Annotated in this window: 16 protein-coding genes; 10 read left to right on the top strand and 6 right to left on the bottom strand. The window is 72.1% G+C overall.

Annotation, left to right across the window (positions count from 1 at the left end):
• The first annotated feature begins 16 nt into the window (after window positions 1-16).
• From ACH4DX_RS08880 to ACH4DX_RS08870, 3 genes are all read left to right on the top strand, one after another.
• A complete protein-coding gene (locus tag ACH4DX_RS08880) occupies window positions 17-1159 on the top strand; it encodes an acyl-CoA dehydrogenase family protein (protein WP_398114743.1) in 1143 nt (380 codons plus the stop codon).
• Window positions 1160-1194: 35 nt separating this feature from the next.
• Window positions 1195-2409, top strand: a complete 1215-nt coding sequence (locus ACH4DX_RS08875) for an acetyl-CoA C-acetyltransferase (RefSeq protein ID WP_398154564.1) — start codon at window positions 1195-1197, stop codon at window positions 2407-2409.
• A gap of 274 nt (window positions 2410-2683) precedes the next feature.
• The gene (locus ACH4DX_RS08870) at window positions 2684-4879 is read left to right on the top strand and encodes a 3-hydroxyacyl-CoA dehydrogenase NAD-binding domain-containing protein (RefSeq protein WP_398154563.1); all 2196 of its coding nucleotides are present in this window, start codon (window positions 2684-2686) and stop codon (window positions 4877-4879) included.
• Window positions 4880-4927: 48 nt separating this feature from the next.
• On the opposite strand, the gene ACH4DX_RS08865 is transcribed toward ACH4DX_RS08870, so the two are convergent.
• Window positions 4928-5803 (bottom strand): MerR family transcriptional regulator, encoded by an 876-nt coding sequence (locus tag ACH4DX_RS08865; protein WP_398154562.1) that lies wholly within the window; start codon window positions 5801-5803, stop codon window positions 4928-4930.
• 133 nt (window positions 5804-5936) lie between these two features.
• Here ACH4DX_RS08865 and ACH4DX_RS08860 point away from each other — a divergent pair, with 133 nt between their 5' ends.
• Window positions 5937-7751 (top strand): AMP-dependent synthetase/ligase, encoded by a 1815-nt coding sequence (locus tag ACH4DX_RS08860; protein ID WP_398154561.1) that lies wholly within the window; start codon window positions 5937-5939, stop codon window positions 7749-7751.
• A 182-nt stretch (window positions 7752-7933) separates the two neighbouring features.
• Window positions 7934-9394 (top strand): amino acid permease, encoded by a 1461-nt coding sequence (locus tag ACH4DX_RS08855; protein WP_398114733.1) that lies wholly within the window; start codon window positions 7934-7936, stop codon window positions 9392-9394.
• 163 nt (window positions 9395-9557) lie between these two features.
• On the opposite strand, the gene ACH4DX_RS08850 is transcribed toward ACH4DX_RS08855, so the two are convergent.
• Window positions 9558-11096, bottom strand: coding sequence for a M1 family metallopeptidase (locus tag ACH4DX_RS08850; protein ID WP_398116047.1), 1539 nt, complete (start codon window positions 11094-11096; stop codon window positions 9558-9560).
• A 267-nt stretch (window positions 11097-11363) separates the two neighbouring features.
• Between ACH4DX_RS08850 and ACH4DX_RS08845 the strand changes: the two genes are divergently transcribed.
• The 3 genes from ACH4DX_RS08845 (at window position 11364) to ACH4DX_RS08835 (ending at window position 16475) form a co-directional block, all read left to right on the top strand.
• Window positions 11364-13379, top strand: coding sequence for a Xaa-Pro dipeptidyl-peptidase (locus ACH4DX_RS08845; RefSeq protein ID WP_398154560.1), 2016 nt, complete (start codon window positions 11364-11366; stop codon window positions 13377-13379).
• Entirely contained in the window at window positions 13376-14656 is a 1281-nt protein-coding gene (locus tag ACH4DX_RS08840) for a M14 family metallocarboxypeptidase (protein WP_398154559.1), read from the top strand. The genes ACH4DX_RS08845 and ACH4DX_RS08840 overlap by 4 nt, the downstream gene beginning before the upstream one ends.
• Window positions 14657-14783: 127 nt before the next feature.
• Window positions 14784-16475 (top strand): BCCT family transporter, encoded by a 1692-nt coding sequence (locus tag ACH4DX_RS08835; protein ID WP_398116045.1) that lies wholly within the window; start codon window positions 14784-14786, stop codon window positions 16473-16475.
• A 261-nt stretch (window positions 16476-16736) separates the two neighbouring features.
• On the opposite strand, the gene ACH4DX_RS08830 is transcribed toward ACH4DX_RS08835, so the two are convergent.
• Complete coding sequence (locus tag ACH4DX_RS08830) at window positions 16737-17705, bottom strand: FAD-dependent oxidoreductase (protein WP_398154558.1); 969 nt, start codon at window positions 17703-17705, stop codon at window positions 16737-16739.
• 66 nt (window positions 17706-17771) lie between these two features.
• Between ACH4DX_RS08830 and ACH4DX_RS08825 the strand changes: the two genes are divergently transcribed.
• Window positions 17772-18794 carry an oxidoreductase gene (locus tag ACH4DX_RS08825; RefSeq protein WP_398154557.1) on the top strand — a complete coding sequence of 341 codons (1023 nt, stop codon included), beginning with the start codon at window positions 17772-17774 and terminating at the stop codon, window positions 18792-18794.
• Between the two features lie 90 nt (window positions 18795-18884).
• Window positions 18885-20528, top strand: coding sequence for an ABC-F family ATP-binding cassette domain-containing protein (locus ACH4DX_RS08820; protein WP_398154556.1), 1644 nt, complete (start codon window positions 18885-18887; stop codon window positions 20526-20528).
• Between the two features lie 162 nt (window positions 20529-20690).
• On the opposite strand, the gene ACH4DX_RS08815 is transcribed toward ACH4DX_RS08820, so the two are convergent.
• The 3 genes from ACH4DX_RS08815 to ACH4DX_RS08805 form a co-directional block, all read right to left on the bottom strand.
• On the bottom strand, window positions 20691-23153 hold the full coding sequence (locus tag ACH4DX_RS08815) for a Tex family protein (protein ID WP_398154555.1): 2463 nt from the start codon (window positions 23151-23153) through the stop codon (window positions 20691-20693).
• A 67-nt stretch (window positions 23154-23220) separates the two neighbouring features.
• Window positions 23221-23364 (bottom strand): LPFR motif small protein, encoded by a 144-nt coding sequence (locus ACH4DX_RS08810; protein WP_169749679.1) that lies wholly within the window; start codon window positions 23362-23364, stop codon window positions 23221-23223.
• A gap of 104 nt (window positions 23365-23468) precedes the next feature.
• A complete protein-coding gene (locus tag ACH4DX_RS08805) occupies window positions 23469-24362 on the bottom strand; it encodes a hypothetical protein (protein ID WP_398114719.1) in 894 nt (297 codons plus the stop codon).
• Window positions 24363-24399: the final 37 nt, after the last annotated feature.

The following is a 24399-nucleotide window of genomic DNA, read 5'->3' as shown; positions in this document are numbered from 1 at the left end:
GCCGAGGAGGCCACACATGGAACGGCACATCTTCACCGCCGAGCACGACGCGTTCCGCGAGACCGTACGCACCTTCCTCGCCAAGGAGGTGACACCGCACTACGAGCAGTGGGAGAAGGACGGCGTCGTCTCCCGCGCGGCATGGCTCGCGGCCGGACGCCAGGGGCTGCTCGGCCTCGCGGTGCCCGAGGAGTACGGGGGCGGCGGGAACGACGACTTCCGCTACGCCGCCGTCCTCGCCGAGGAGTTCACCCGCGCGGGCGCCGCGGGCCTGGCCGTCGGCCTGCACAACGACATCGTCGGCCCCTATCTGACAGGCCTCGCCACCGACGAGCAGAAGCGCCGCTGGCTGCCCGGCTTCTGCACCGGCGAGACCGTCACGGCCATCGCCATGACCGAACCGGGCGCGGGCTCCGACCTCCAGGGCATCCGCACCACCGCGGCGGACATGGGCGACCACTGGCTCCTGAACGGCTCCAAGACGTTCATCTCCAACGGCATCCTCGCCGACCTCGTCGTCGTGGTCGCGAAAACCACCCCCGAGGGGGGCGCGCACGGCCTGTCGCTGCTCGTCGTCGAGCGCGGTGCGCCCGGCTTCGAGCGGGGCCGCAACCTCGACAAGATCGGCCAGAAGGCCCAGGACACCGCGGAACTGTTCTTCAACGACGTACGCGTGCCCAAGGAGAACCTGCTCGGCGAGCTGGACGGCGCCTTCGTGCACCTGATGACGAACCTCGCCCAGGAGCGCATGGGCATCGCCGTCGCCGGGATCGCCGCCGCCGAACACCTCCTGGAGATCACCACGGCGTACGTCAAGGAGCGCGAGGCCTTCGGGCGCCCCCTGGCCAAGCTCCAGCACATCCGTTTCGAGATCGCGGAGATGGCCACCGAGTGCGCCGTCACCCGTACGTTCATCGACCGGTGCGTCGTCGATCACTCGAACGGGGAACTCGACGCGGTCCACGCCTCCATGGCCAAGTGGTGGGCCACCGAGTTGCAGAAGCGCGTCGCCGACCGCTGCCTGCAACTGCACGGCGGCTACGGCTACATGACCGAGTACCGCGTGGCCAAGGCGTTCACCGACGGCCGCATCCAGACCATCTACGGCGGCACGACCGAGATCATGAAGGAGATCATCGGCCGTTCCCTGCTCAGCTGACCCTCCAAGGACCGACTTCCCCGAAAGGCACTGGCGTGACCACCGAAGCGTACGTGTACGACGCGATCCGCACCCCGCGCGGACGCGGCAAGGCGAACGGTGCCCTGCACGGCACCAAGCCGATCGACCTCGTCGTCGGTCTCATCCACGAGATCCGGGCCCGCTTCCCCGGCCTCGACCCGGCCGCCGTCGACGACATCGTGCTCGGTGTGGTCGGCCCGGTCGGTGACCAGGGTTCGGACATCGCGCGGATCGCGGCCGTCGCCGCCGGACTGCCGGACACGGTCGCGGGCGTCCAGGAGAACCGCTTCTGTGCCTCGGGTCTCGAAGCGGTCAACATGGCCGCCATGAAGGTCCGCTCGGGCTGGGAGGACCTCGTGCTCGCCGGGGGCGTCGAGTCCATGTCCCGGGTGCCGATGGCCTCCGACGGCGGTGCCTGGTTCGCCGACCCGATGACCAACTGGGACACGAACTTCGCGCCGCAGGGCATCGGCGCCGACCTGATCGCCACGATCGGGGGCTACAGCAGGCGCGACGTCGACGAGTACGCGGCGCTGTCCCAGGAGCGGGCCGCCACCGCCTGGAAGGAAGGCCGCTTCGCGCGGTCCGTCGTCCCGGTCAAGGACCGCAGCGGCCTCACCGTCCTCGACCACGACGAGCACCTGCGCCCCGGCACCACCGCCGACTCCCTCGCCAAGCTGAAGCCGTCCTTCAAGGACATCGGCGACCTGGGCGGGTTCGACGCGGTCGCGTTGCAGAAGTACCACTGGATCGAGGAGATCGACCACGTCCACCACGCGGGCAACTCCTCGGGCATCGTCGACGGCGCCTCGCTCGTCGCCGTCGGCTCCCGGGAGGTCGGCGAGCGGTACGGCCTGACCCCGCGGGCCCGGATCGTCTCCGCCGCCGTCTCCGGGTCCGAGCCGCTGATCATGCTCACCGGTCCCGCGCCCGCCACCCGCAAGGCGCTCGCCAAGGCCGGGCTCGGCATCGACGACATCGACCTGGTCGAGATCAACGAGGCGTTCGCCGCCGTCGTCCTGCGCTTCGTGGAGGACATGGGCCTGTCCCTGGACAAGGTCAACGTCAACGGCGGCGCGATCGCGTTGGGCCATCCCTTGGGCGCGACCGGGGCGATGATCCTCGGGACGCTCGTCGACGAGCTGGAGCGGCGTGACCTGCGGTACGGGCTTGCCACCCTGTGCGTCGGCGGGGGCATGGGGATCGCCACGATCGTGGAACGGGTGTAGCACCGGGCCGCGCCGCGCCGCGCCGGGCCGCGCCGCTGGGGCTGGGGGGCGTCGCCGCCCGCGCGTGCGTCGTGGTTGCGCGCGCAGTTCCCCGCGCCCCTGAAGGCCGCGCTGCGCGCGCCTTCACGAGGCGCGGCGGAGCCGCAGCCCCAGGGGCGCGGGGAACTGCGCGACCAGCCCCCACCGGCGGCCAGTCGGCAACGAACCGCGACCACCCACCCCAGATTCCGCCCCCGCCCGCCAACGCCCCCGCAGACTTCACGGAGACACAGACATGACCAAGAGCACCACCATCCGCTGGGAACAGGACGACACGGGCATCGTCACCCTCGTCCTCGACGATCCCCACCAGTCCGCGAACACCATGAACCAGGCGTTCAAGGACTCCATCGCCGCGATCGCCGACCGCGCCGAGGCCGCCGTCCAGGCGGACGAGGGCGCGATCCGCGGCTTCGTCTACACCTCCGCCAAGAAGACCTTCTTCGCGGGCGGCGACCTCAAGGAGATGATCCAGGTCGGCCCCGACAACGCCCAACAGGCGTTCGAGGCGGGCACCGCCATCAAGAAGTCGCTGCGCCGCATCGAGACCCTCGGCAAGCCCGTCGTCGCCGCCCTCAACGGCGCGGCCCTCGGCGGCGGCTACGAGATCGCGCTCGCCAGCCACCACCGGATCGCGCTCGACGCGCCGGGGTCGAAGATCGGCCTGCCCGAGGTCACCCTCGGCCTGCTGCCCGCGGGCGGCGGCGTCACCCGCACCGTACGCCTCATGGGCATCACCGACGCCCTCCTGAAGGTCCTGCTCCAGGGCACCCAGTACTCCCCGCGGCGGGCCCTGGAGAACGGCCTGGTCCACGAGGTGGCCACGACGACGGAGGAGATGCTGGCCATGGCCCGCGCCTTCATCGACGCCCACCCCGAGTCGCAGCAGCCCTGGGACGTGCCCGGCTACCGCATCCCCGGCGGCACTCCGGCCAACCCCAAGTTCGCCGCCAACCTGCCCGCGTTCCCCGCGAACCTGAAGAAGCAGCTGGCCGGGGCCCCCTACCCGGCGCCCCGCAACATCCTCGCGGCCGCCGTCGAGGGCTCCCAGGTCGACTTCGAGACCGCGCTGACCATCGAGGCCCGGTACTTCACCGAGCTGGTCACGGGGCAGGTCGCCAAGAACATGATCCAGGCGTTCTTCTTCGACCTCCAGGCCGTCAATTCCGGCGCCAACCGCCCCCGGGGCATCGAGTCCCGCACGGTCCGCAAGGTCGCCGTGCTGGGCGCCGGGATGATGGGGGCGGGCATCGCCTACTCCTGCGCGCGTGCCGGCATCGACGTCGTGCTCAAGGACGTCTCCGCCGAGGCCGCGGCCAAGGGCAAGGGCTACTCGGAGAAGCTCTGCGCCAAGGCCGTCTCCCGGGGCCGCACCACGCAGGAGCAGGCCGACGCGCTGCTCGCCCGCATCACGCCGACCGCCGACCCGCAGCAGCTCGCGGGCTGTGACGCGGTGATCGAGGCGGTCTTCGAGGACACGGCGCTCAAGCACAAGGTGTTCCAGGAGATCCAGGACGTCGTCGCGCCGGACGCGCTGCTGTGCTCCAACACCTCGACGCTGCCCATCTCCCAGCTCGCCGAGGGCGTCGCCCGCCCCGTCGACTTCATCGGCCTGCACTTCTTCTCGCCCGTCGACAAGATGCCGCTCGTGGAGATCATCAAGGGTGAGCGCACCGGCGACGAGGCGCTGGCCCGCGCCTTCGACCTCGTACGCCAGATCAACAAGACGCCCATCGTCGTCAACGACTCGCGCGGCTTCTTCACCTCGCGCGTCATCGGGCAGTTCATCAACGAGGGCGTCGCCATGATCGGTGAGGGCGTCGAGCCCGCGTCGATCGAGCAGGCCGCCGCCCAGGCGGGCTACCCGGCGAAGGTCCTGTCCCTGATGGACGAGCTGACGCTCACCCTCCCGCGCAAGATCCGCAACGAGTCCAGGCGGGCGGTCGAGGAAGCGGGCGGCACCTGGGACACCCACCCCGCGGAGGCCGTCATCGACCGCCTGGTCGACGAGTTCGGACGCACCGGACGCAGCGGCGGCAAGGGCTTCTACGACTACGGTGACGACGGCAGGCGTGCGGGCCTCTGGCCGGGCCTGCGCGAGCACTTCACCCGGCCCGGGCACAGCATCCCGTTCGAGGACATGAAGGAGCGGATGCTGTTCTCGGAGGCGCTCGACACCGTGCGCCTGCTCGAGGAGGGCGTCCTGACGTCGGTGGCCGACGCCAACATCGGCTCCGTCTTCGGCATCGGCTTCCCCGGCTGGACGGGCGGCGTCCTCCAGTACATCAACGGCTACGGGGACGGCGCCGGGCTGCCCGCGTTCGTGGCCCGCGCGCGGGAGCTCGCCGAGCGCTACGGCGAGCGGTTCACGCCGCCCGCGCTGCTCGTCGAGAAGGCGGAGCGGGGCGAGCGGTTCAGCGACGCGGCCTGACGGTGCCGCACGCGCGGGGGAGTGGCTCGGTCTCGCCGAGCCACTCCCTCAGCTCTCCTTCAGCCACTCCCGCAGCTCCTCCTTCAGCGACCGCTGGAACGCCGTGACCAGGGCCTGCACCACCATCGGCTGCATGTGCGCCGAGAGGGACCGCATCGCCGCGACGTGCTCGGGGTCGCACTCGCGCTCCCGGCGGGAGTCCGAGACCTCGTCGCGGAACAGCCGCGACAGCTCGTGCGCCGCCGAGCGCGCGTGCTCCATGAGCACGGTCCGCGAGGCCAGGATCGTCTCGTGCGCGATGGGCACGCCGAGCAGCTGCACGCCGAGGCGGAGGAGGCCGGTGTCCACCCGCAGCCGGCCGGGGTCCCCGTCACGGGCGGCGGCCACGCCCATCGCCGCGAGCCGCTCCAGGTCCTCGTCCGAGAGCGCCCGGCCCGCCCGGCGCTCCAGCTCCGCACGGGACATGTCCTCCGGCGCGTCCGGCGCCCACGACGCCACCACCGCGCGGTGGATGGCGAGGTCGTGCGCGCTCAGGCCGGGCGGCAGCTGCTCCAGATAGCGCTCGATCGCGGCGAGCGTCATCCCCTGGTGCTGCAACTCCTCGATGAGGGCGAGACGCGAGAGGTGCCCGGGGCCGTAGTGGCCCACGCGGCGCGGTCCGATCACCGGCGGGGGCAGCAGCCCCTTCGTGCTGTAGAAGCGGATCGTGCGGACCGTGACGCCCGCGTGCGCGGCCAGCTCGTCGACCGTGTACGTCGGCTCCGCCGCGTCCTTGGCGTACGCAGATTCCTTCGCGTACGCCGACCCCTTCGCGTACGCCGACTCCTCCGCGGATGGCGACTCCTCCGCGTACGCCGCGTCCTCCGCATCCTCCGCCCGCGTCGGCTGCCCCGTGCCCGTCGGCTCGTCCGTGCCCGTCGTCATGGCGGCGCGCCACCTCCCCTGCCGTGCGTCGATGCGGTGCAACAGTATTGCTGTGCCACCACTGTTGTGAAAGTCTCCGGGCCAGTCACGCCACGTGGCCGACAGCGCACCGACGGTGTCAGGAGGCGGTTCCATGACCTCGATCCCGCGACTTCCCGGCGACCCGGCCGACCTCACCTTCCCCGCCCTGCTGCTGCGCAACGCCGAGGACCATCCGGACCTGCCCGCGCTCTCCTGGCGCGAGGGCACCGGCTGGGCGACGCGCACCTGGAGCGAGGTGCGCCGCGAGGTCGCCGCGCTCGCCACCGGGTACGCGGCGCTCGGCGTCCGGCGCGGCGAGCACGTCCTGATGATGATGGCCAACCGCCCCGAGCACTGGCTGAGCGACGTCGCCCTGGTCCACCTGGGCGCCGTCCCCGTCACCGTGTACGGCACCTCGGCACCCGGCCAGATCGCGCACATCGTCCGGCACAGCCGGGCCCGGTTCGCGATCGTGGAGGGCGCACGGGAGCTGCCGCGCTGGGGGCCCCTCGTCGAGGACGCGAGCACGCCCCTGGAGCGGCTGGTCGTCGTCGACGCGGCCGCCGCGGGACCGCACCGCACCTACGCGTCCGTGCTCGCCGCCGGCACCCGGCTCCTCGACCCGTACGCCTTCGACGAGGGCTGGCGGGAGTGCGCGGCCACGGACCCGCTGACCGTCGTCTACACCTCGGGCACCACCGGCGACCCCAAGGGCGTGCGCATGACGCACCGCAACGTCATCGGCAACGGCATCGCCCTGGACGCCGCGATCGAGTTCCCGGGGCGGGCCGGCCACATCTGCTATCTGCCGTTCGCGCACATCGCCGAGCGCATGCTCGGGATCTATTTGCCGCTGCTCCGCGCGTCCGAGGTCCACATGTGCCCGGACCCGGCGCTCGTGGGCGCCCTGGCACGGGAGGTGCGTCCGCAGCAGTTCTTCGGTGTGCCCCGGGTGTGGGAGAAGCTCGCAGCGGCCGTACGGGCCGCGCTCGCCGGGCTGCCCGACGAGCGCCGCCGGGCGGTCGAGGACGCGGCGGCGACGGCACGCGCGCACGTGGACTGCCGTGAGCGCGGCGAGGAACCACCGGCGGAGTTGGCGGCGGCCTACCGCGAGGCCAAGGAGCGGGTGCTCGACCCGCTGCTCGCGCTCGCCGGGTTCGACAGGCTGCGGTGGACGGCGAGCGCGGCGGCGCCGATGCCGGTTACCGTGGCGAGGTTCTGGGCCGGGTTCGGCCTGGTGGTCCTGGACGCCTGGGGGCTGACCGAGACGACGGGCGTCGTCACCGCCAACGGACGCGGCGCCTTCCGGCTCGGCTCGGTGGGGAAGCCCCTGGAGGGCATGGAGGTACGCGTCGCCGACGACGGCGAGGTCATGGTGCGCGGGCCCTTCGTGTGCGACGGCTATCTGCGGGCCGACGGCGGCGTCGACGGCCTGCGGGACGCGGACGGCTGGTTCGCGACCGGTGACGTGGGGCGGCTCGACGACGACGGCTTCCTGTGGATCACCGACCGCAAGAAGGAGATCATCGTGACGTCCACGGGCAAGAACGTGGCCCCCGCGCTGGTCGAGAACGCCCTCAAGGAGCACCCGCTGATCGGCCAGGCCCTGGTGCACGGCGACGGCCGCTCCTATCTGGTGGCGCTGCTCGTCCTCGACCCGGAGCTGGCGCCCGCCTGGGCCGCCGCCCGCGGCATCGACGCCGGCGGCGCCGGCCTGGTGGACCACCCCGCCGTACGGCAGGAGGTCGCCCGTGCCGTCGAGACGGCCAACGCGCGCCTGAACCGCACCGAGCAGATCAAGCGGTACCGGCTCCTCGCCGGGGAGTGGGGCCCGGAGACCGGGGAGCTGACGCCGTCCCTGAAGCTGCGCCGCAGGGTCATCAGGGACAGGTACCGGGATCTGATCGAGGACCTTTACACCGTCTGACGCGCAGCTGTACAGAGGGCGCTCACCATGTGAGAAGTGCCGCTATGTGATCTGTGCCACCGCATCCGCAGGGGGCGGTGGGGGAAGGTGTCGCGTTGGTTCGCCCACGTCAGGGGTGTGGCGGCCCGCAGCACATCCGGACCCCGGAACCTCTTCCGGGCACCACAGAGTGGATCTTCCACGTGAGCAACGACGCCGTAGACACGGCCACGGACGCCCCCGCCGTGTCCCAGGCGGCCAACGCCGCCCCCGCGGACGCGGGCGACGCCGGTTACAGCAAGGACCTCAAGGCCCGCCACGTCAACATGATCGCGATCGGTGGCGCGATCGGCACCGGCCTGTTCCTCGGGGCGGGTGGCCGCCTCCACTCGGCGGGGCCCGCCCTCGCCGTCGCGTACCTCGTGTGCGGCATCATCGCGTTCTTCGTGGTCCGCGCCCTCGGCGAGATGGTCCTCTACCGGCCCTCGTCCGGCTCCTTCGTGAGTTACGCCCGCGAGTTCCTGGGCGAGAAGGGTGCCTACGTCGCCGGCTGGATGTACTTCCTCAACTGGTCGACCACCTGCATCGCCGACATCACGGCCATCGCGCTCTACACGCACTACTGGAGCTTCTTCACCGACATCCCGCAGTGGGTGCTCGCCCTCGCCGCGCTCGCCGTGGTCCTCGCCGTGAACCTGATCTCCGTGAAGTGGTTCGGCGAGATGGAGTTCTGGTTCGCGATCATCAAGGTCGCGGCGCTCGTGGCCTTCATGTTCGTCGGCATCTTCCTGGTCTCCACGCAGCACGACGTGGGCGGCGAGAAGCCCGGCCTGAACATGATCACCGACCACGGCGGCTTCCTGCCGAACGGCCTGATGCCGGTCGTGATCGTGCTCCAGGGCGTCGTCTTCGCGTACGCGTCCCTCGAACTGGTCGGCGTCGCCGCGGGTGAGACCAAGGACCCGCAGAAGGTCGTCCCGCGCGCCGTGAACTCGATCATGTGGCGTGTCGGTGTCTTCTACGTCGGCTCGGTCGTGCTGCTCGCGCTGCTGCTCCCCGGCACGATGTACTCCGCCGACGAGAGCCCCTTCGTCACCGTGCTCTCCAAGATCGGCGTCTCGGGCGCCGGTGACGTCATGAACTTCGTCGTCCTCACCGCGGCCATGTCCTCGCTGAACTCCGGCCTGTACTCCACCGGCCGCATCCTGCGCTCCATGGCCATGGCGGGCTCGGCGCCGAAGTTCACCGCCAGGATGAACCGCAACCAGGTGCCCTACGGCGGCATCCTGCTCACCGCGTCGGTGGGCGTCCTCGGCGTCGCCCTCAACCGCGTCGTGCCGGACAAGGCGTTCGAGATCGTCCTGAACGTGGCCTCGCTCGGCATCATCGGCACCTGGATCAGCATCATGGTGTGCCACCTGGCCTTCGTCCGCAGGGCCAAGGAGGGCCACCTGACCAGGCCCGACTTCCGGCTGCCCGGCAGCGGCGTCACGCAGTACGTCACGATCGCCTTCCTGCTCGCCGTCCTCGGCCTGATGTGGAAGGACGCCGAGGTGGGCCGCAAGACGCTCTTCCTCATCCCGATCGTGGCGGCGGGCCTCACGGCCGGCTGGTACGCGATCCGCCGCAAGCAGGACCGCGAGGCGGTCGACGTCACGAAGTAGCTGTTGCCCCGCTGTGGCCGACCGGTCCGCCAGGGGTGGACCGGGTGGGCACAGCGCACCTGCCGGACGCCGGTGACGTAGGGGCCACGGGAACCGGCAACACCAGTGGGGGGCGCCTTGAAGGGCGCCCCCCACTGGCGCGTCCGCAGGCCGACGGCGAGCGTCAGCGGTGGTCGTGGCCCTTGCCGTGCTCACCGCCGTGCTCGTGGTCGTGCAGCGTGTTCGTCGCAGCGATCTTCTTCCACGACTTCGGCTTCGCCGGCGCGGCCTTCCCCGCGGCCCGGGCCACCCCGGCGTCGCGCGCGGCGGGCGCCCCCGGCTTGCCCACCTGGTACAGCCAGGTGTCGAAGAGCCCCGACAGCGGCTTGCCGCTGACCTTCTCGGCGTACGACACGAAGTCACGCACCGAGGCGTTGCCGTACGCCCGCTCCTTCGGCCAGCCCTTCAGGATCCGGAAGAAGGACTCGTCACCGATCTCGTTGCGCAGCGCCTGAAGGGCGAGGGCACCGCGGTCGTACACGGCGATGTGGAACTGGTTGTCGGGACCCGGGTCGCCCGGCTTGACCTGCCAGAAGGGCGAGTCCGCCGCGTTCTGGGCGTACACGTAGTCGGCGAGTTCCTGGGCCGTGCCCTCGCCCTCCTTCTCGGACCACAGCCACTGGCTGTAGCGGGCGAAGCCCTCGTTGACCCAGATGTCCTTCCAGTTCTCCACGGAGACGCTGTCGCCGTACCACTGGTGGGCGAGCTCGTGCACGACGATGGAGACGTTCGAGCCGTTCGCGAAGGCCCGCGGGCCGTAGAACGGCCGCGTCTGGGTCTCCAGGGCGTAGCTGGCGGGGACGTTCGGTACGTAACCGCCGAGCGCGTTGAAGGGGTACTTGCCGAACACCTCCTCCAGCCACTCGGCGACCTCGGTGGTCCGCTCGATGCTGGCGCGCGCCGCGCCCGCGTTGTCACCGAGGTCCTTGCTGTAGGCGTTGAGGACGGGAAGCCCGTTCTCCGTCTTGTCCGTGGTGATGTCGAATCTGCCGACGGCGAGCGTCGCGAGATACGTGGCCTGCGGCTTGTTGGAACGCCAGTTGTAGCGGGTCCAGCCCAGCTTGGAGGACTGCGACTGGAGCACGCCGTTGGAGATGGCCTGCGTACCGTCGGGCACGGACACCGACACGTCGTACGTCGCCTTGTCGCGCGGGTGGTCGTTGCCGGGGAACCACCAGGCCGACGACTCCGGCTCCTGGGCCGCCACACCGCCGTCGGGCGTGCGCTGCCACGCGGTGAAGCCGTGGATCTTCACCTCGGACGGCTTGCCCGCGTACTTCACGACCACCGAGAGGGAACTGCCCTTGGTCAGGCCCGCCTTCGGGGTGATCTCGAGCTCCTGCTCGCCGGTCCTGGCGAACGCGGCCTTCTTGCCGTTCACCCGGACCTCGCTGACCTTCAGGCCGAGGTCCAGGTTGAAGCGGGACAGGTTCTGCGTGGCGGTGGCCTGGAGCGTGGCCGTGCCCTCCAACAAGTCCGTCCTGGGCTGGTACTTCAGGCGCAGGTCGTAGTGCGAGACGTCGTAGCCGCCGTTGCCTGCGTCCGGGTAGTAGGGGTCGCCGGCGCCCGGCGCCCCGGGGGCGAAGTCGGCGGCCGATGCCGGGATCGCCAGCAGGACGAGCGAGGCCGCGAGCGCGCCCGGGGCGATGAGTCTGCGGTGCACGGGTATCTCCAAGTCATCACGATATGCGGTCGATTGCGCCAGGACGCGGCACGGCGGCCCCCGGGGTGCGGGGCCGCCGTCCCTGCCTGGCGCGGTACGTCACGATGTCGTCGACCCTATTGAGCACCGTCACCCCTGACCATGTCCATGGCCGCATATGTCACACGATCGCCATTCAGCCGACATGTGCGTTCTTGCCCCACGCACCTTTCACCGGGACGTACGGCCCCCTTTCCGCCAGGAGTTGACGCGTGTACCTTCCGCGCCATGCCGATACGCGCGCGACGCACGCGCCCGAAGACCCCGCTGAGCCCGGCGCTGTGGAGGACGCTCCTGACGGCGGCGCTCGCCGCCCTGCTCGCCACCCTCCTGGCCCCGGGCGGCGCCGCCCACTCCGCGCCGCGCACTCCCGACGCCGAGGAGATGGCGGGCCGGGTGAAGGAGAGCAAGCCCATCTACTCCTACACGGATGCGATACGCGAGTCCGTGTGGGTCGACATCCGGATCGACGGCGACGCGGACGGCCGCACCGACCGCGTCGCCGTCGACATAGTCCGGCCCCGCGAACCCGCGGCCGAGGGCCGGAAGATACCCGTGATCATGGACGCCAGTCCGTACTACTCCTGCTGCGGACGCGGCAACGAGAGCCAGAAGAAGACGTACGACGCGAACGGCGACCCCGTCCGGTTCCCGCTGTACTACGACAACTACTTCGTGCCCCGCGGCTACGCCTACGCCGCCGTCGACCTCGCGGGCACCAACCGCTCCGACGGCTGCGTCGACGTCGGCGGCCGCTCCGACGTCCAGTCCGCGAAGGCCGTCGTCGACTGGCTGAACGGCCGCGCCCGCGGCTACACCACCCGCACCGGGGACCGGCGGGCCGACGCCGGGTGGACCAACGGCCGCACCGGAATGATCGGCAAGAGCTACGACGGCACCGTCGCCAACGGCGTCGCCGCCACCGGCGTCGAGGGCCTGCGGACCATCGTGCCGATCGGCGCCATCTCCTCCTGGTACGACTACTACTTCGCCAAGGGCGCCCCGCTGTACAACAGCGGCCCCGACGGACTCGCCCGCGGCATCGAGAGCCCCGAGGCGGCCGCGCGCTGCGGCCACGTCAAGCAGCAACTCGTCACCGGGGCGCCCCGCAGCGGCGACTGGACCCCGCTGTGGACCGAACGCGACCACGTGCCCGACGCCCGCAAGGTCAGGGCCAGCGTCTTCCTCGTACACGGCCTCCAGGACCTGAACGTGCGGACCAAGCACTTCGGGCAGTGGTGGGACGCCCTCGCCGAAGCCGGCGTGGAGCGGAAGATCTGGCTGAGCCAGGCCGGGCACGTCGACCCCTTCGACTTCCGGCGCGCCCACTGGGTGCGCACCCTGCACCGCTGGTTCGACCACGAACTCCTCGGTTACCGCAACGGCATCGACCGCGAGCCGATGGCCGACGTCGAGCGCGCCCCCGACCGCTGGACCACCGACCGCGTCTGGCCGCCCCGCGGCACCTCCACCACCGCGCTGCACCCCGCCAAGGGCACCGCGCCCGGCGTCGGCACCCTCGGCCCGCGCCCCGGCAGGGGCACCGAGACCTTCACCGACGACCGGCGGCTCGGCGAGGCCGACTGGGCCTCGGCGATCGACACGTCCACGCCCGCGAAGAACGGCTTCACCACCCGCCCTCTCGCCCGCGACCTGCGCATCTCCGGCTCCTCGCAGATACGGGTCACCGTCACGCCGACGACGCGCACGGCCCACCTCACGGCCGTACTCGCCGACATCGGCCCCGGCACCATCCGTGACTACACCCACGACGACGAGGGCATCGACACGCTGCCCGACCGCTCCTGCTGGGGCCGGAGCACACCCGGCGACAGCTCCTGCTTCAAGAACACCCGGGCCAGGACCGCGAACGTCGACTACACCGTCTTCAGCCGCGGCTGGGCCGACCTCGGCAACCACGCGTCCGACCAGCACGGCGGGCCGCTGACGCCCGGCAAGCCGTACACCATCACCCTGGACCTGGCCGCGAGCGACCACGTCGTACCCAAGGGACACCGGCTCGCACTGATCGTCGGCGGCACCGACAGGAACCTCATCGTGCCCCCCGCCGACACCCCGACCCTCACCGTCGACCTCGCCCGCACCGTCGCCCGCGTACCACTCGTAGGCGGCGCCAAGGCACTCGCCACGGTCCCGCACGCCGTCGTACCGCGCGAGTCCCGCCTCGACGGGGTCGCACCGCCCCGCCGGATCTCCCCCGTACCCGGAGGCCGCACCTCATGACATCCCGCATACGCGCCCTGGCACTGACCGGAGTCTGCGCGGTGCTCGCCGCGCCGCTGCTCACGGCCCCCGCACAGGCGTCCCCGGCGCCACCGCGCACCGGCTTCGAAGAGAGCAACGGCGCGCGCTGGACCAGCCAGCCCGAGGAGCAGCGGCTCCTGCGGAGCCTCGACAAGGCCACCGACCGCGTCTCGGTGTCCCGCGTCGGCACCACGAAGCAGGACCGGCCGGTGCAGCTCGTCCGCATCGGGGAGCGCCGCACCGCGAGCACCGTGCTCCTCGTGTGCAGCCAGCACGGCGACGAGCCCTCCGGGCGCGAGGCCTGTCTGACCACCGTCCGCGACCTGGCCTACGCCAAGGACGACAGGACCCGGCGGTTCCTGTCCAGGACCACCCTGCTCGTCGTGCCCACCGCCAACCCCGACGGCCGCGCCGCGGACACCCGCGGCAACTCCGACGGCGTCGACATCAACCGCGACCACATCGCCCTCAAGACCACCGAGGGCCGCGCCATGGCCGCCGTCATCCGCGACCACAGGCCCGACGCCATCTACGACCTGCACGAGTACGGCGCCACACCCCAGTACTACGACAAGGACCTGTTCGACCTCTGGCCGCGCAACCTCAACACCCACGGCGCGCTGCACCGCGAGGCGAAGGCACTCTCCCGCGACTACGTACGCCCCGCCGCCGAGGCCGAAGGACACAGCACCGGCACCTACGGCATCTGGACCGACCCGGTGACGGGGGACCCCGTCAAGCAGGTCGCCGGAGACGGCCAGGAACGCATCCTGCGCAACGCCTCCGGCCTGAAACACGCGGCGGGACTCCTCATCGAGAGCCGCGTCGACCCCCTCACGGACGCCGAGAAGAGGGACGAGTCCCTCAACAACCGGCGCCGGGTGCGCTCACAACTGTCGGCACTCGACGGCCTCTTCTCCTACGCCGAGAGCCACCGGTGGCGCCTGGAGGCGGCGAGCACGGCGTCCCGGCTCGCCGGGCTGCGCGACCGGGGCCCGGTCTACCTCGGCGGCGCCGACAACGACCCGGCCGAACCCGGCGAGACCCTTCAGGACCCGGCGTGCGGCTACCGCCTCACACCGGAACAGTTCGCCGACGTCAAGGACGAACTCGGCCTCCACGGCGTTACGGTGAAGCGGGACGGCGCGGGCGCGCTCGTGCCGTTGCGGCAGCCCGCACGCGCGCTCGTCCCGCTGCTCCTGGACGGACGCGCGTCCTATCACCTCGCCATCGGGCAGCCCGACACCGACTGTTGAGGCATCGGAGCGCACGTCACTTGTGGTAGGGGGTAGCGGAGAAGAATCCACGACGATCAACAACTCCGCGAAAGGTGCACTTGTGACCCAGGAAACGCAGAAAGCGGATCCCGGAGGAGGCCCGCCGCTGTCGGTGGGCCACGGGGGGCTGGCACGGACGGACCGGGTGGTCTTCGGCGTCACGGCCGGGCTCACCCTGGCCTTCGTCGTCTGGGGCGCCGTCGCCACGGACACCCTCGAGGACGTCTCCTCCGACATGCTCGAAGGCCTCATCCACAACGGTGGCTGGGCCTTCATGCTGGCGGCGTCCGGCTTCGTGGTCTTCGCCCTGTGGCTCGCCATGAGCCGGTACGGCAGGATCACGCTCGGCAAGGAGGGTGAGGAGCCCGAGTTCCGCACGGTGTCCTGGGTCGCGATGATGTTCAGCGCCGGCATGGGCATCGGCCTGATGTTCTACGGAGTGAGCGAACCCCTCGCCCACTTCACGACGCCGCCGCCCGGCACCGACCCCGCGGACAAGGCGGCCGCCATGGAGACCTCCATGGCGACCACCCTGTTCCACTGGACCCTGCACCCCTGGGCCATCTACGCGGTCGTCGGCCTCGCCATCGCCTACAGCACCTTTAGGCGGAACCGGCGGCAGACCATCAGCTCCGTCTTCGTGCCACTCATCGGCGAAAAGCACGCCCACGGTGCGTGGGGGCGGGTCATCGACATCATCGCCATCTTCGCCACGCTCTTCGGCTCCGCCGCCTCGCTCGGCCTCGGCGCGTTGCAGATCGGCAGCGGATTCGAGGAACTCGACTGGATGGAGAAGGCGGGCACCGGCCTGCTCGTCACCATCATCGCCGTGCTGACCGTGGCCTTCGTGGCGTCCGCGGTCTCCGGCGTGGAGAAGGGCATCCAGTGGCTCTCGAACATCAACATGGTGCTCGCCCTGCTGCTCGTCCTCTTCGTCTTCATCGCGGGCCCGACCGTGATCGTGCTCGACATGCTGCCGACCTCGATCGGCGCCTACCTCAACGATCTGCCGCAGCTGATCGGCCGCACCGAGGCGTCGAGCGGTGAGGGCGTCTCGGACTGGCTCGGCGGCTGGACGGTGTTCTACTGGGCGTGGTGGATCTCCTGGACGCCCTTCGTCGGCATGTTCATCGCGCGCATCAGCCGCGGGCGTACGATCCGTCAGTTCGTCGGCGGCGTCATCCTGGTCCCCAGCTCCGTCAGCCTGATCTGGTTCGCCGTCTTCGGCGGCAGCGCCATGAAGGTCAAGGAGCGCGGCGGCCTGGAGGGCGACGCCACCCCCGAGGCGCAGCTCTTCGGCCTCCTGAACGAGTACCCGATCGCGACCGCCACCAGCCTCCTGGTGATGATCCTCGTCGGCATCTTCTTCGTGTCCGGCGCGGACGCCGCCTCGATCGTCATGGGCACGCTCTCCCAGAGGGGTTCGCTCGAACCCGGCCGACTCGTCGTGGTCTTCTGGGGCGTGGTCACCGGAGCGGTCGCCGCGATCATGCTGCTGATCGGTGACGGGAACGACAACGCCCTCAAGGGCTTGCAGAACCTGACGATCCTCGTGGCGGCACCCTTCACCCTGGTGATGATCGGCATGTGCGTGGCGCTGATGCGCGATCTGCGCCACGACCCGCTGATCGTACGCGGCGAACACGGCTCCGAGGCCGTCGAGAAGGCCGTCATCGCCGGTCACGAGCAGTACGGGGTCGGGGAGTTCGAGATCCGCATCGGACCGGCCGACAACGGGGAGGACGGCGAGCCCGGGTCGGGTTCGCCTGTGGAGAAGCGGCCCGATCCGGCCCGCTGAGCCTTGCCCCCTGCTGGGCGGCGGCCCTCGGTCCCGGCTTCGTGCCGGGGGCGGGGGCCGTTTCCGTTCGGGGTGTCTCTGTTCTGGCGGGGTGGGCTTGGCACCGCCGGGATGCGTTTGTTCGGTTGCTCGCCGTTGCGGCGGGGAAAAAACCTCGGCTTCGCCGTGGGGGGCGAGGGGGCATTCGGCTTCGCCGTCAAGGTGGGGAGATTCTGGCTTGCGGCGGCGGTGGGGGAGGCCCCGTGGGGGCTGAGCTGCTGCTCAGGGGTGTGGCGGGGAGTCCAGGAGGTTGGCGGCTGATCGGGCGCAGCCCCAGGCGACCGTTACTCCGGCGCCGCCGTGGCCGTAGTTGTGGATAAGGGTGCGGCCCGCACCCCGGAGCTCGCGTTCCAGGCGGACCGACGGGCGTGCGGGGCGCAGGCCCACGCGGTGGCCGAGCACGCGGGCCGAGGCGATCTCGGGGCGGACGCGGGCGCAGCGCTCGACGATGGCCCTCGCCACCGCCGGGTCCGGCTCCAGGGACCAGTCGCCGTCGTCGGCGGTGCCGCCGAGCACCAGGCGCCCGGGCTGCGGCAGGAAGTACGTCGTCGCCGAAGACGCCTGATCCGCGGCCGTGAACCACGTACGCAGTCCCGGGTTCTCCACGAGCACCAGCTGACCCCGCACCGGACGCACCGTGTCGTCGGGCACCAGGGAGCGGGCGCCGAGACCGGAGCAGTTGACGACGTCCGGCGCCTCCCCGAGCGCCTCGTCGAGGCTGTGCGCGGTCCGCTGCTCGACCACGCCCCCCGCCGCGCGCAACCGCCCCCGCAGCCACGCCAGATGCGTGGGCATGTCGATGAGCGGAAGCCGCGCCCACAGGCCGGGCTCCGGGCACTCGGCGGCGGTCGCCGCCCGCAGCCCCGGCACCCGCGCGGCCCAGGGCCCGAGCCCGTCCAGGCCGGTCCGCGCGTGTACGCCGTCGACCATGCGTACGCCGGTGCGTTCCGGGTCCGCCGCCAGCTTCTCGTACACCGCGAGCGACCGCAGCGACCAGTCGCCCACCTGGGCCTCGGGCTCGATGCGGTACGGCCACCACAGGCCGCCCGCGACGGCCGAGGTGGTGTGCTCGGCCGCCTCCCGCGCCCAGACCCGGACGCGGCGGCCGCGCTCCGCGAGCTCCACGGCGGTGGTGAGCCCGATGACCCCACCGCCCACAACGATCACCTCGGTACTGCTGGTCCCACCCATCCCGAAAACGTAGCGGAATGTGTGCGCACGTGCGCAGACCCCCGGCCGGGTGGGGATACTCACAGCATGCCTGCCGCGTACGCGTCCTTCGGCCTGGCACCGGCGATGCGTGCCGGTGGGGTACTCGCCAACGGGGACTGCCAAGTCCACCGCGACTTCGTCGACTTCATCGTGAACGGCCGTCCCCTCCTCTTCCAGCTCGCCGATCTGGACGCCGTGTCCCCGCTCGCCTCCGACATCCCGCCCGCGATCTTCACCGCGCATGTGCGCCGACTGCTCCTGGAAGCCGAGGCCCCGCTGCTCGACGGGCGGTACGTGATCTACGGCTGCCCCGAGTGCGAGGGGCTCGGGTGCGGCGCCGTCACGGCCGTGATCGAGCGGGGCGGCGACGGCGGCGACGACTACGTGTGGCGCGACTTCGCCTGGCAGACCTCCGCCCACGCCGACCTGCCCCTGAACGGCTACCACGGCATAGGCCCGTTCCGCTTCCGCGGCGCCGAGTACCGCGCGCAGCTCGGGCGGCTCCTGAACGGGGAGCGGCCGGGGGGCGGCCGGCGGCGCGTGCTGCTCATCGGGGCGCGGGTGGCGCTGCTCGCCAAACTCGCCGCGGCCCTGCGGACGATCGGCGTCGGGGCGGAGATCGCGGCGGACGCCGCCGGTGTGCCGGCCGAGGAGCTGCGGACGTACGGGGCGGTCGCCTTCGGGCGCGCGGTGGAGGAGCGCGTCCGCGCGGCGGTGCGGGCGGCCTTCGAGGGCGCGGGGGCCGACGTCGCGTACGTCGACTGCCTCGTGCCCGTCGTCCCGCTGCTCGTCGCCCGGATCGAGGGCGCACTCGACCGCACTCCCGCGGGGCAGCGACGCCTCACACGGCTCGAGGTGACCGGGGACGCGGTCGTCGCCGAGGTCGCCTCCGCCTGCCGGGTGCGGCTGACCGCCTACCGGCTCGGCCGGCTCCACCGCACCCGCGTCCACGCAGTCCTCGACCAGGTCCTGGAGCCGGGGGAGCACCGGTTCCCGCTGCCGGCCAAGGCCCGCCACGTGGTGGCGCGGACCCCGGACAGCGTGACGGTCGCGGCGCCGCGGCCCTGAGGGGCGCCCCGGCGTGGCCCGGGGGCTCGTCACCGCCGGGCCCGGCCACCCGCCCGGCCGCCCGCCGGTGCGGCTAGGCTCATGGGTCTGATGAACGCCACCCTTGTCGCGAAGCACCTCGCCGCCGGCCACGGCGACCGCACCCTCTTCGAAGGCCTGGACCTCGTCGTCGCCCCCGGCGACGTCATCGGCCTCGTGGGCGCCAACGGAGCCGGGAAGTCCACGCTGCTGCGCCTTCTCGCGGGCCTGGACACCCCGGACTCCGGCCGGTTGAGCCTGTCGCCCCCGACGGCGTCGGTCGGTCATCTGCCCCAGGAGCCCGACCGCAGGCCGGGCGAGACGATCCACGCCTTCCTGGCCCGCCGCACCGGTGTCGCCGCCGCGCAGACCGCCATGGACGAGGCCACCGAACGCCTCGTCGCAGGCGCGCCCGGTGCCGACGACGCGTACTCCCACAGCCTGGAGCGCTGGCTCGCCCTCGGCGGCGCCGACCTGGACGAGCGCGCCGAGGAGGTCGCGGGATCGCTCGGTCTGGGCGTGGGGCTCGACCACCCGATGACGGCGCTCTCCGGCGGTCAGGCGGCCCGCGCGGGCCTCGCCTCGCTGCTGCTCTCCCGCTACGACGTGTTCCTGCTCGACGAGCCCACCAACGACCTCGACCTCGCGGGCCTGGAGCGTCTCGAGGCCTTCGTACGCGGACTGCGCGCGGGCACCGTCGTCGTGAGCCACGACCGCGAGTTCCTGACCCGCACGGTCACCAAGGTCCTCGAACTCGACCTGGCGCAGCAGCAGATCAACCTCTACGGCGGTGGCTACGAGGCGTACCTGGAGGAGCGCGACGTCGCCCGCAGGCACGCCCGTGCCGATTACGAGGAGTACGCCGACAAGCGCGCGGCCCTGCACGACCGGGCGCAGATGCAGCGGACCTGGATGGACAAGGGCGTGAAGAACGCCCGCCGCAAGGCCACCGACAGCGACAAGCTCGGCCGCAAGTTCCGCAGCGAGGCCAGCGAGAAGCAGGCCGCGAAGGCGCGCCAGACGCAGCGCATGATCGAGCGCCTCGACGTCGTGGAGGAGCCCCGCAAGGAGTGGCAGCTGCGCATGGAGATCGCCGCGGCGCCGCGCTCCGGTGCCGTCGTGGCGACCCTGCGCGAGGCCGTCGTGCGCCGCGGCGCGTTCACGCTGGGGCCGGTGGGCCTCCAGATCGACTGGGCCGACCGGGTCGCCATCACCGGCGCCAACGGCTCGGGCAAGTCGACGCTGCTCGCCGCCCTGCTCGGCCGTGTCCCCGTGGACGAGGGGCACGCGGCGCTCGGCCCGGGCGTCGTCGTGGGCGAGGTCGACCAGGCGCGCGCCCTGTTCCACGGCGCGGAGTCGCTGTTCGACGCGTTCCGCGCGGCCGTGCCCGACACCGACCCGGCGGAGGTCCGCACGCTCCTCGCCAAGTTCGGGCTCAAGGCGGAGCACGTGCTGCGGTCGGCGGGGACCCTCTCGCCGGGCGAGCGCACCCGCGCCGCGCTCGCCCTCCTCCAGGGCCGCGGCGTGAACCTGCTGGTCCTCGACGAGCCCACCAACCACCTCGACCTGCCCGCCATCGAGCAACTGGAGTCGGCCCTCGACTCCTACGCGGGCACCCTGCTCCTCGTCACCCACGACCGCCGCATGCTCGACGCCGTCCACGTGACCCGCCGCCTGGCGGTGGCGGCGGGCACGGTGACGGAAGCTTCCCGCTGAGCCGACTCCCCGGGGCACCTGCTCCGAGCGACTGCCCCGAAGGTGCCCCGGCGCAGGCGTGCACGGTCCGACCGCTGCTGGTCACCCCGGTCACCCCGCCTCCGGGTCAGCCCCGGGTCGCCGCCGGGTCTCCCCGGTGGCGACCCGGGCGGGGCGCCCCGGTCAGCGGCGCCCGGGGTCGACCAGGCCCGCGCGGCGCAGTGCCTCGGCCATCGCGTCGTTCGCGGGCGGCGGGCCCTGGCGCTGGGGCCTGCCGCCGCCCCGGGGCTGCTCCTTGGCGCCGCCGCTCCGCCCGGCCTGGGCGCGGCCACCGCCACCCTGCTGCGGCGCGCGCCCGCCGCCACCCTGCTCCCGGGTGCCCCCGCGCCCCCCGCGCTGCTGCGGCGGACGGCCCCCGCGCTCCTTGCGGCCGCCGCCCGCGCCCGCGGAGTCCCGCGCGGCCTCGTCGTCGAGGCGCAGGGTCAGGGAGACGCGCTTGCGCGGGACGTCGACGTCGAGGACCTTCACCTTGACGATGTCACCCGGCTTCACCACGTCGCGCGGGTCCTTGACGAAGGTCCTGGACATCGCCGACACGTGCACCAGGCCGTCCTGGTGGACGCCGACGTCCACGAAGGCACCGAACGCGGCGACGTTGGTGACGACGCCTTCGAGGACCATGCCCGGCGCGAGGTCGGAGATCTTCTCGACTCCGTCCTTGAAGGTCGCCGTCCTGAAGGCCGGCCGCGGGTCGCGCCCCGGCTTCTCCAGCTCCTTCAGGATGTCCGTGACCGTGGGCAGGCCGAAGAGGTCGTCGACGAAGTCGGCGGCCCGCAGCGACCGCAGCGTCGCGGTGTCACCGACCAGCGCGCCGACGTCACCGCCCGCGGTCCCCGCCATCCGCCGCACCACGGGGTAGGCCTCCGGGTGCACGCTGGAGGCGTCGAGCGGATCGTCGCCGCCGCGGATGCGCAGGAAGCCCGCGCACTGCTCGTACGCCTTGGGGCCGAGCCGGGGCACGTCCTTGAGGCCCTTGCGGTTCTTGAAGGGGCCGTTGGCGTCGCGGTGGGCCACGATGTTCTCGGCGAGGCCGGAGCCGATGCCGGACACCCGGGCGAGCAGCGGCGCGGAGGCCGTGTTCACGTCCACGCCCACGCCGTTCACGCAGTCCTCCACGACCGCGTCGAGGGAGCGGGACAGCTTCACCTCCGACAGGTCGTGCTGGTACTGGCCCACGCCGATGGACTTCGGGTCGATCTTCACCAGCTCGGCGAGCGGGTCCTGGAGCCGCCGCGCGATGGACACGGCGCCGCGCAGCGACACATCGAGTTCCGGCAGCTCCTGCGAGGCGAACGCGGACGCCGAGTACACCGAGGCGCCCGCCTCGGAGACCATCACCTTCGTGAGCTTCAGCTCCGGGTGCCTGGTGATGAGGTCGGCGGCCAGCTTGTCGGTCTCGCGGGACGCGGTGCCGTTGCCGATCGCGATGAGGTCCACGTGGTGCTGCTCGGCGAGGCGGGCGAGGGTGGCGACGGCCTGGTCCCACTTGTTCGCGGGGACGTGCGGGTGGATGGTGTCCGTCGCCACGACCTTGCCGGTGGCGTCCACCACGGCGACCTTCACGCCCGTGCGGAAGCCGGGGTCGAGGCCGAGCGTGGCGCGCGTGCCCGCGGGGGCGGCGAGCAGCAGGTCGCGCAGGTTCGCCGCGAACACGCGCACCGCCTCGTCCTCCGCCGCCGTCCGCAGCCGCAGCCGCAGGTCGATGCCGAGGTGCACCAGGATCCGGGTCCGCCAGGCCCAGCGCACCGTGTCGGCGAGCCACTTGTCGCCGGGCCTGCCGCGGTCGGCGACACCGAAGCGCCGGGCGACGGAGTCCTCGTACGACGACGGGCCCACCCGGTCCTCGCTCGGCTCCTCCGGCTCGAGGACCAGGTCGAGCACGTCCTCCTTCTCGCCGCGGAGCAGCGCGAGGACGCGGTGCGAGGGCAGCTCGGTGAAGGGCTCGGCGAAGTCGAAGTAGTCGGCGAACTTGGCGCCCGCCTCCTCCTTGCCCTCGCGGACCCTGGCGGCCAGACGCCCGCGCACCCACATGCGCTCACGCAGCTCACCGATGAGGTCGGCGTCCTCGGAGAACCGCTCGGTGAGGATGGCGCGGGCCCCGTCGAGGGCGGCCTGCGGGTCGGCGACGCCCTTGTCGGCGTCGACGAACGCGGCGGCGGCAGCCACCGGGTCGACCGTCGGGTCGCCGAGCAGCCCGTCGGCGAGCGGCTCCAGGCCGGACTCGCGGGCGATCTGCGCCTTGGTGCGCCGCTTGGGCTTGAACGGCAGATAGATGTCCTCGAGGCGGGCCTTGGTGTCGGCCTCGCGGATGCGGGCCTCGAGATCGTCGGTGAGCTTGCCCTGCTCACGCACCGATTCGAGGACGGCACTGCGCCGCTCCTCCAGTTCCCGCAGATAGCGCAGGCGCTCCTCGAGCGTGCGCAGCTGCGCGTCGTCGAGCATCTCGGTCGCTTCCTTGCGGTAGCGCGCGATGAAGGGCACCGTCGACCCGCCGTCGAGCAGGTCCACGGCGGCCTTCACCTGCCGCTCCCGTACGCCGAGCTCCTCGGCGATCCTGCTTTCGATGGAGGCTGGAGTGGTCGTCACGTTCCGGTACCGCCTTCTCACTGAGGTTGCCGCCCAATTGTGGCAGGCGGCACCGACAGCGAGGCGGTCAGACCCGGCGCGTCCGCCCCGACCTGCCACCGGAACGCGAAGCTCCGCCGAACAGCCGGGCCAGCGCCCGGAAGGGCAGCGTGACCACGGTGGCGATGGCACCAGCGATCTGTCGCAGAACGTCCGCGATCGCACGGAACACGAGGTTCTCCCTTCGTCTCCCCGACCTCCTCCACGGAACCTCTTCCACGGAGAGCTGTTCGAAGTCGCGGGCCGTCCGGGTACCCCGCGGACGGGGGAAGCATGTCAGGCCTTGCCGAGCAGGTCCCCGGGGAACGCCCCCGCCCGCACGACCGCACCGGCGAACGCGGAGCCGAGTTCGGTGAGGCGCTCGACACCGGCCGCGCCGAGGTGTTCGTAGGGGGCGCGGTCGAGCCGGTCGGTGCGCTCCTCGATCTGCTGCCGCAGCGCGATGCCCGCCTGCGTCAACTCGCCCTCCGCGTCCAGGATCCCGCGCCCGCGCAGCCGCTCCACGGCCGCGCCCCAGTCCTCCGGGGACCAGCCGCGCGTGGCCAGGTTCCACTTGGGCGTCATGCTCTTGCCCGTCGCCGTGTGGCTCGCCAGCGCCTCCACGCCGTCGAGTTCCGCGTCCAGGAGCGCCATCAGGTGGCCGTCGCCCCGGTGTTCGCGCAGCAGTGTGGCCGCGTGCCAGTAGGCGAGGTGGGGCTCCTCGGGGACGGGCAGGGCGGCGTGCGCGGCATACAGCGGGCGGCCGCCCGGCGAGCAGGCCTCCGCGGCCCGCAGGGCGAGCCCGGCCGCCTCGGTCATCTCCGGCGAGGACAGCACGTCGTCGCCGAGGAGGCGGCGCAGCGTGGAGTCCACGGCGCGCAGCCGGGCGGCGAGCACGTCCTCGGGTGTCGCGGTGCGCCACACCGCGGGCACGAACCGCGCCACGACCTCCGGCTTGTAGTTGTAGAACGCGGCGGTGACCACACCCGCGCCCACGGCCCCCATCGCCGCTCCCCGGATCGCGAAGTTCACGGCCTTGGGGTGCGTGATGCCGAGCGCGGCCAGTTCACGGCCCGCGTCGGGGGCGAAATAGTGCGTCGTGTGCACGGTGTTGAGCACGCCGTGGCAGCGCCGCCCCGCACGTGGGGGCAGGGCCGCGCCGAGCTGCGGGGAAGTCGTCGAAGAGGTCATGCCCCCTACGTTACCGACTGGTCGGTATGAGGTGAAG

It is taken from the genome of Streptomyces sp. NPDC017940, from assembly GCF_044328435.1.
GTDB lineage: Bacteria > Actinomycetota > Actinomycetes > Streptomycetales > Streptomycetaceae > Streptomyces.
The sequence above is the reverse complement of the archived record's forward strand: the minus strand, read 5'-3'. Positions and strand labels throughout refer to the sequence as shown.

Coding starts and splice junctions, on each gene's coding strand:
- ACH4DX_RS08830 (WP_398154558.1), bottom strand. CDS start 17,705: ATGGGTGGGACCAGCAGTACCGAGGTGATCGTTGTGGGCGGTGGGGTC.
- ACH4DX_RS08870 (WP_398154563.1), top strand. CDS start 2,684: ATGACCAAGAGCACCACCATCCGCTGGGAACAGGACGACACGGGCATC.
- ACH4DX_RS08865 (WP_398154562.1), bottom strand. CDS start 5,803: ATGACGACGGGCACGGACGAGCCGACGGGCACGGGGCAGCCGACGCGG.
- ACH4DX_RS08860 (WP_398154561.1), top strand. CDS start 5,937: ATGACCTCGATCCCGCGACTTCCCGGCGACCCGGCCGACCTCACCTTC.
- ACH4DX_RS08820 (WP_398154556.1), top strand. CDS start 18,885: ATGAACGCCACCCTTGTCGCGAAGCACCTCGCCGCCGGCCACGGCGAC.
- ACH4DX_RS08845 (WP_398154560.1), top strand. CDS start 11,364: ATGCCGATACGCGCGCGACGCACGCGCCCGAAGACCCCGCTGAGCCCG.
- ACH4DX_RS08825 (WP_398154557.1), top strand. CDS start 17,772: ATGCCTGCCGCGTACGCGTCCTTCGGCCTGGCACCGGCGATGCGTGCC.
- ACH4DX_RS08840 (WP_398154559.1), top strand. CDS start 13,376: ATGACATCCCGCATACGCGCCCTGGCACTGACCGGAGTCTGCGCGGTG.
- ACH4DX_RS08880 (WP_398114743.1), top strand. CDS start 17: ATGGAACGGCACATCTTCACCGCCGAGCACGACGCGTTCCGCGAGACC.
- ACH4DX_RS08805 (WP_398114719.1), bottom strand. CDS start 24,362: ATGACCTCTTCGACGACTTCCCCGCAGCTCGGCGCGGCCCTGCCCCCA.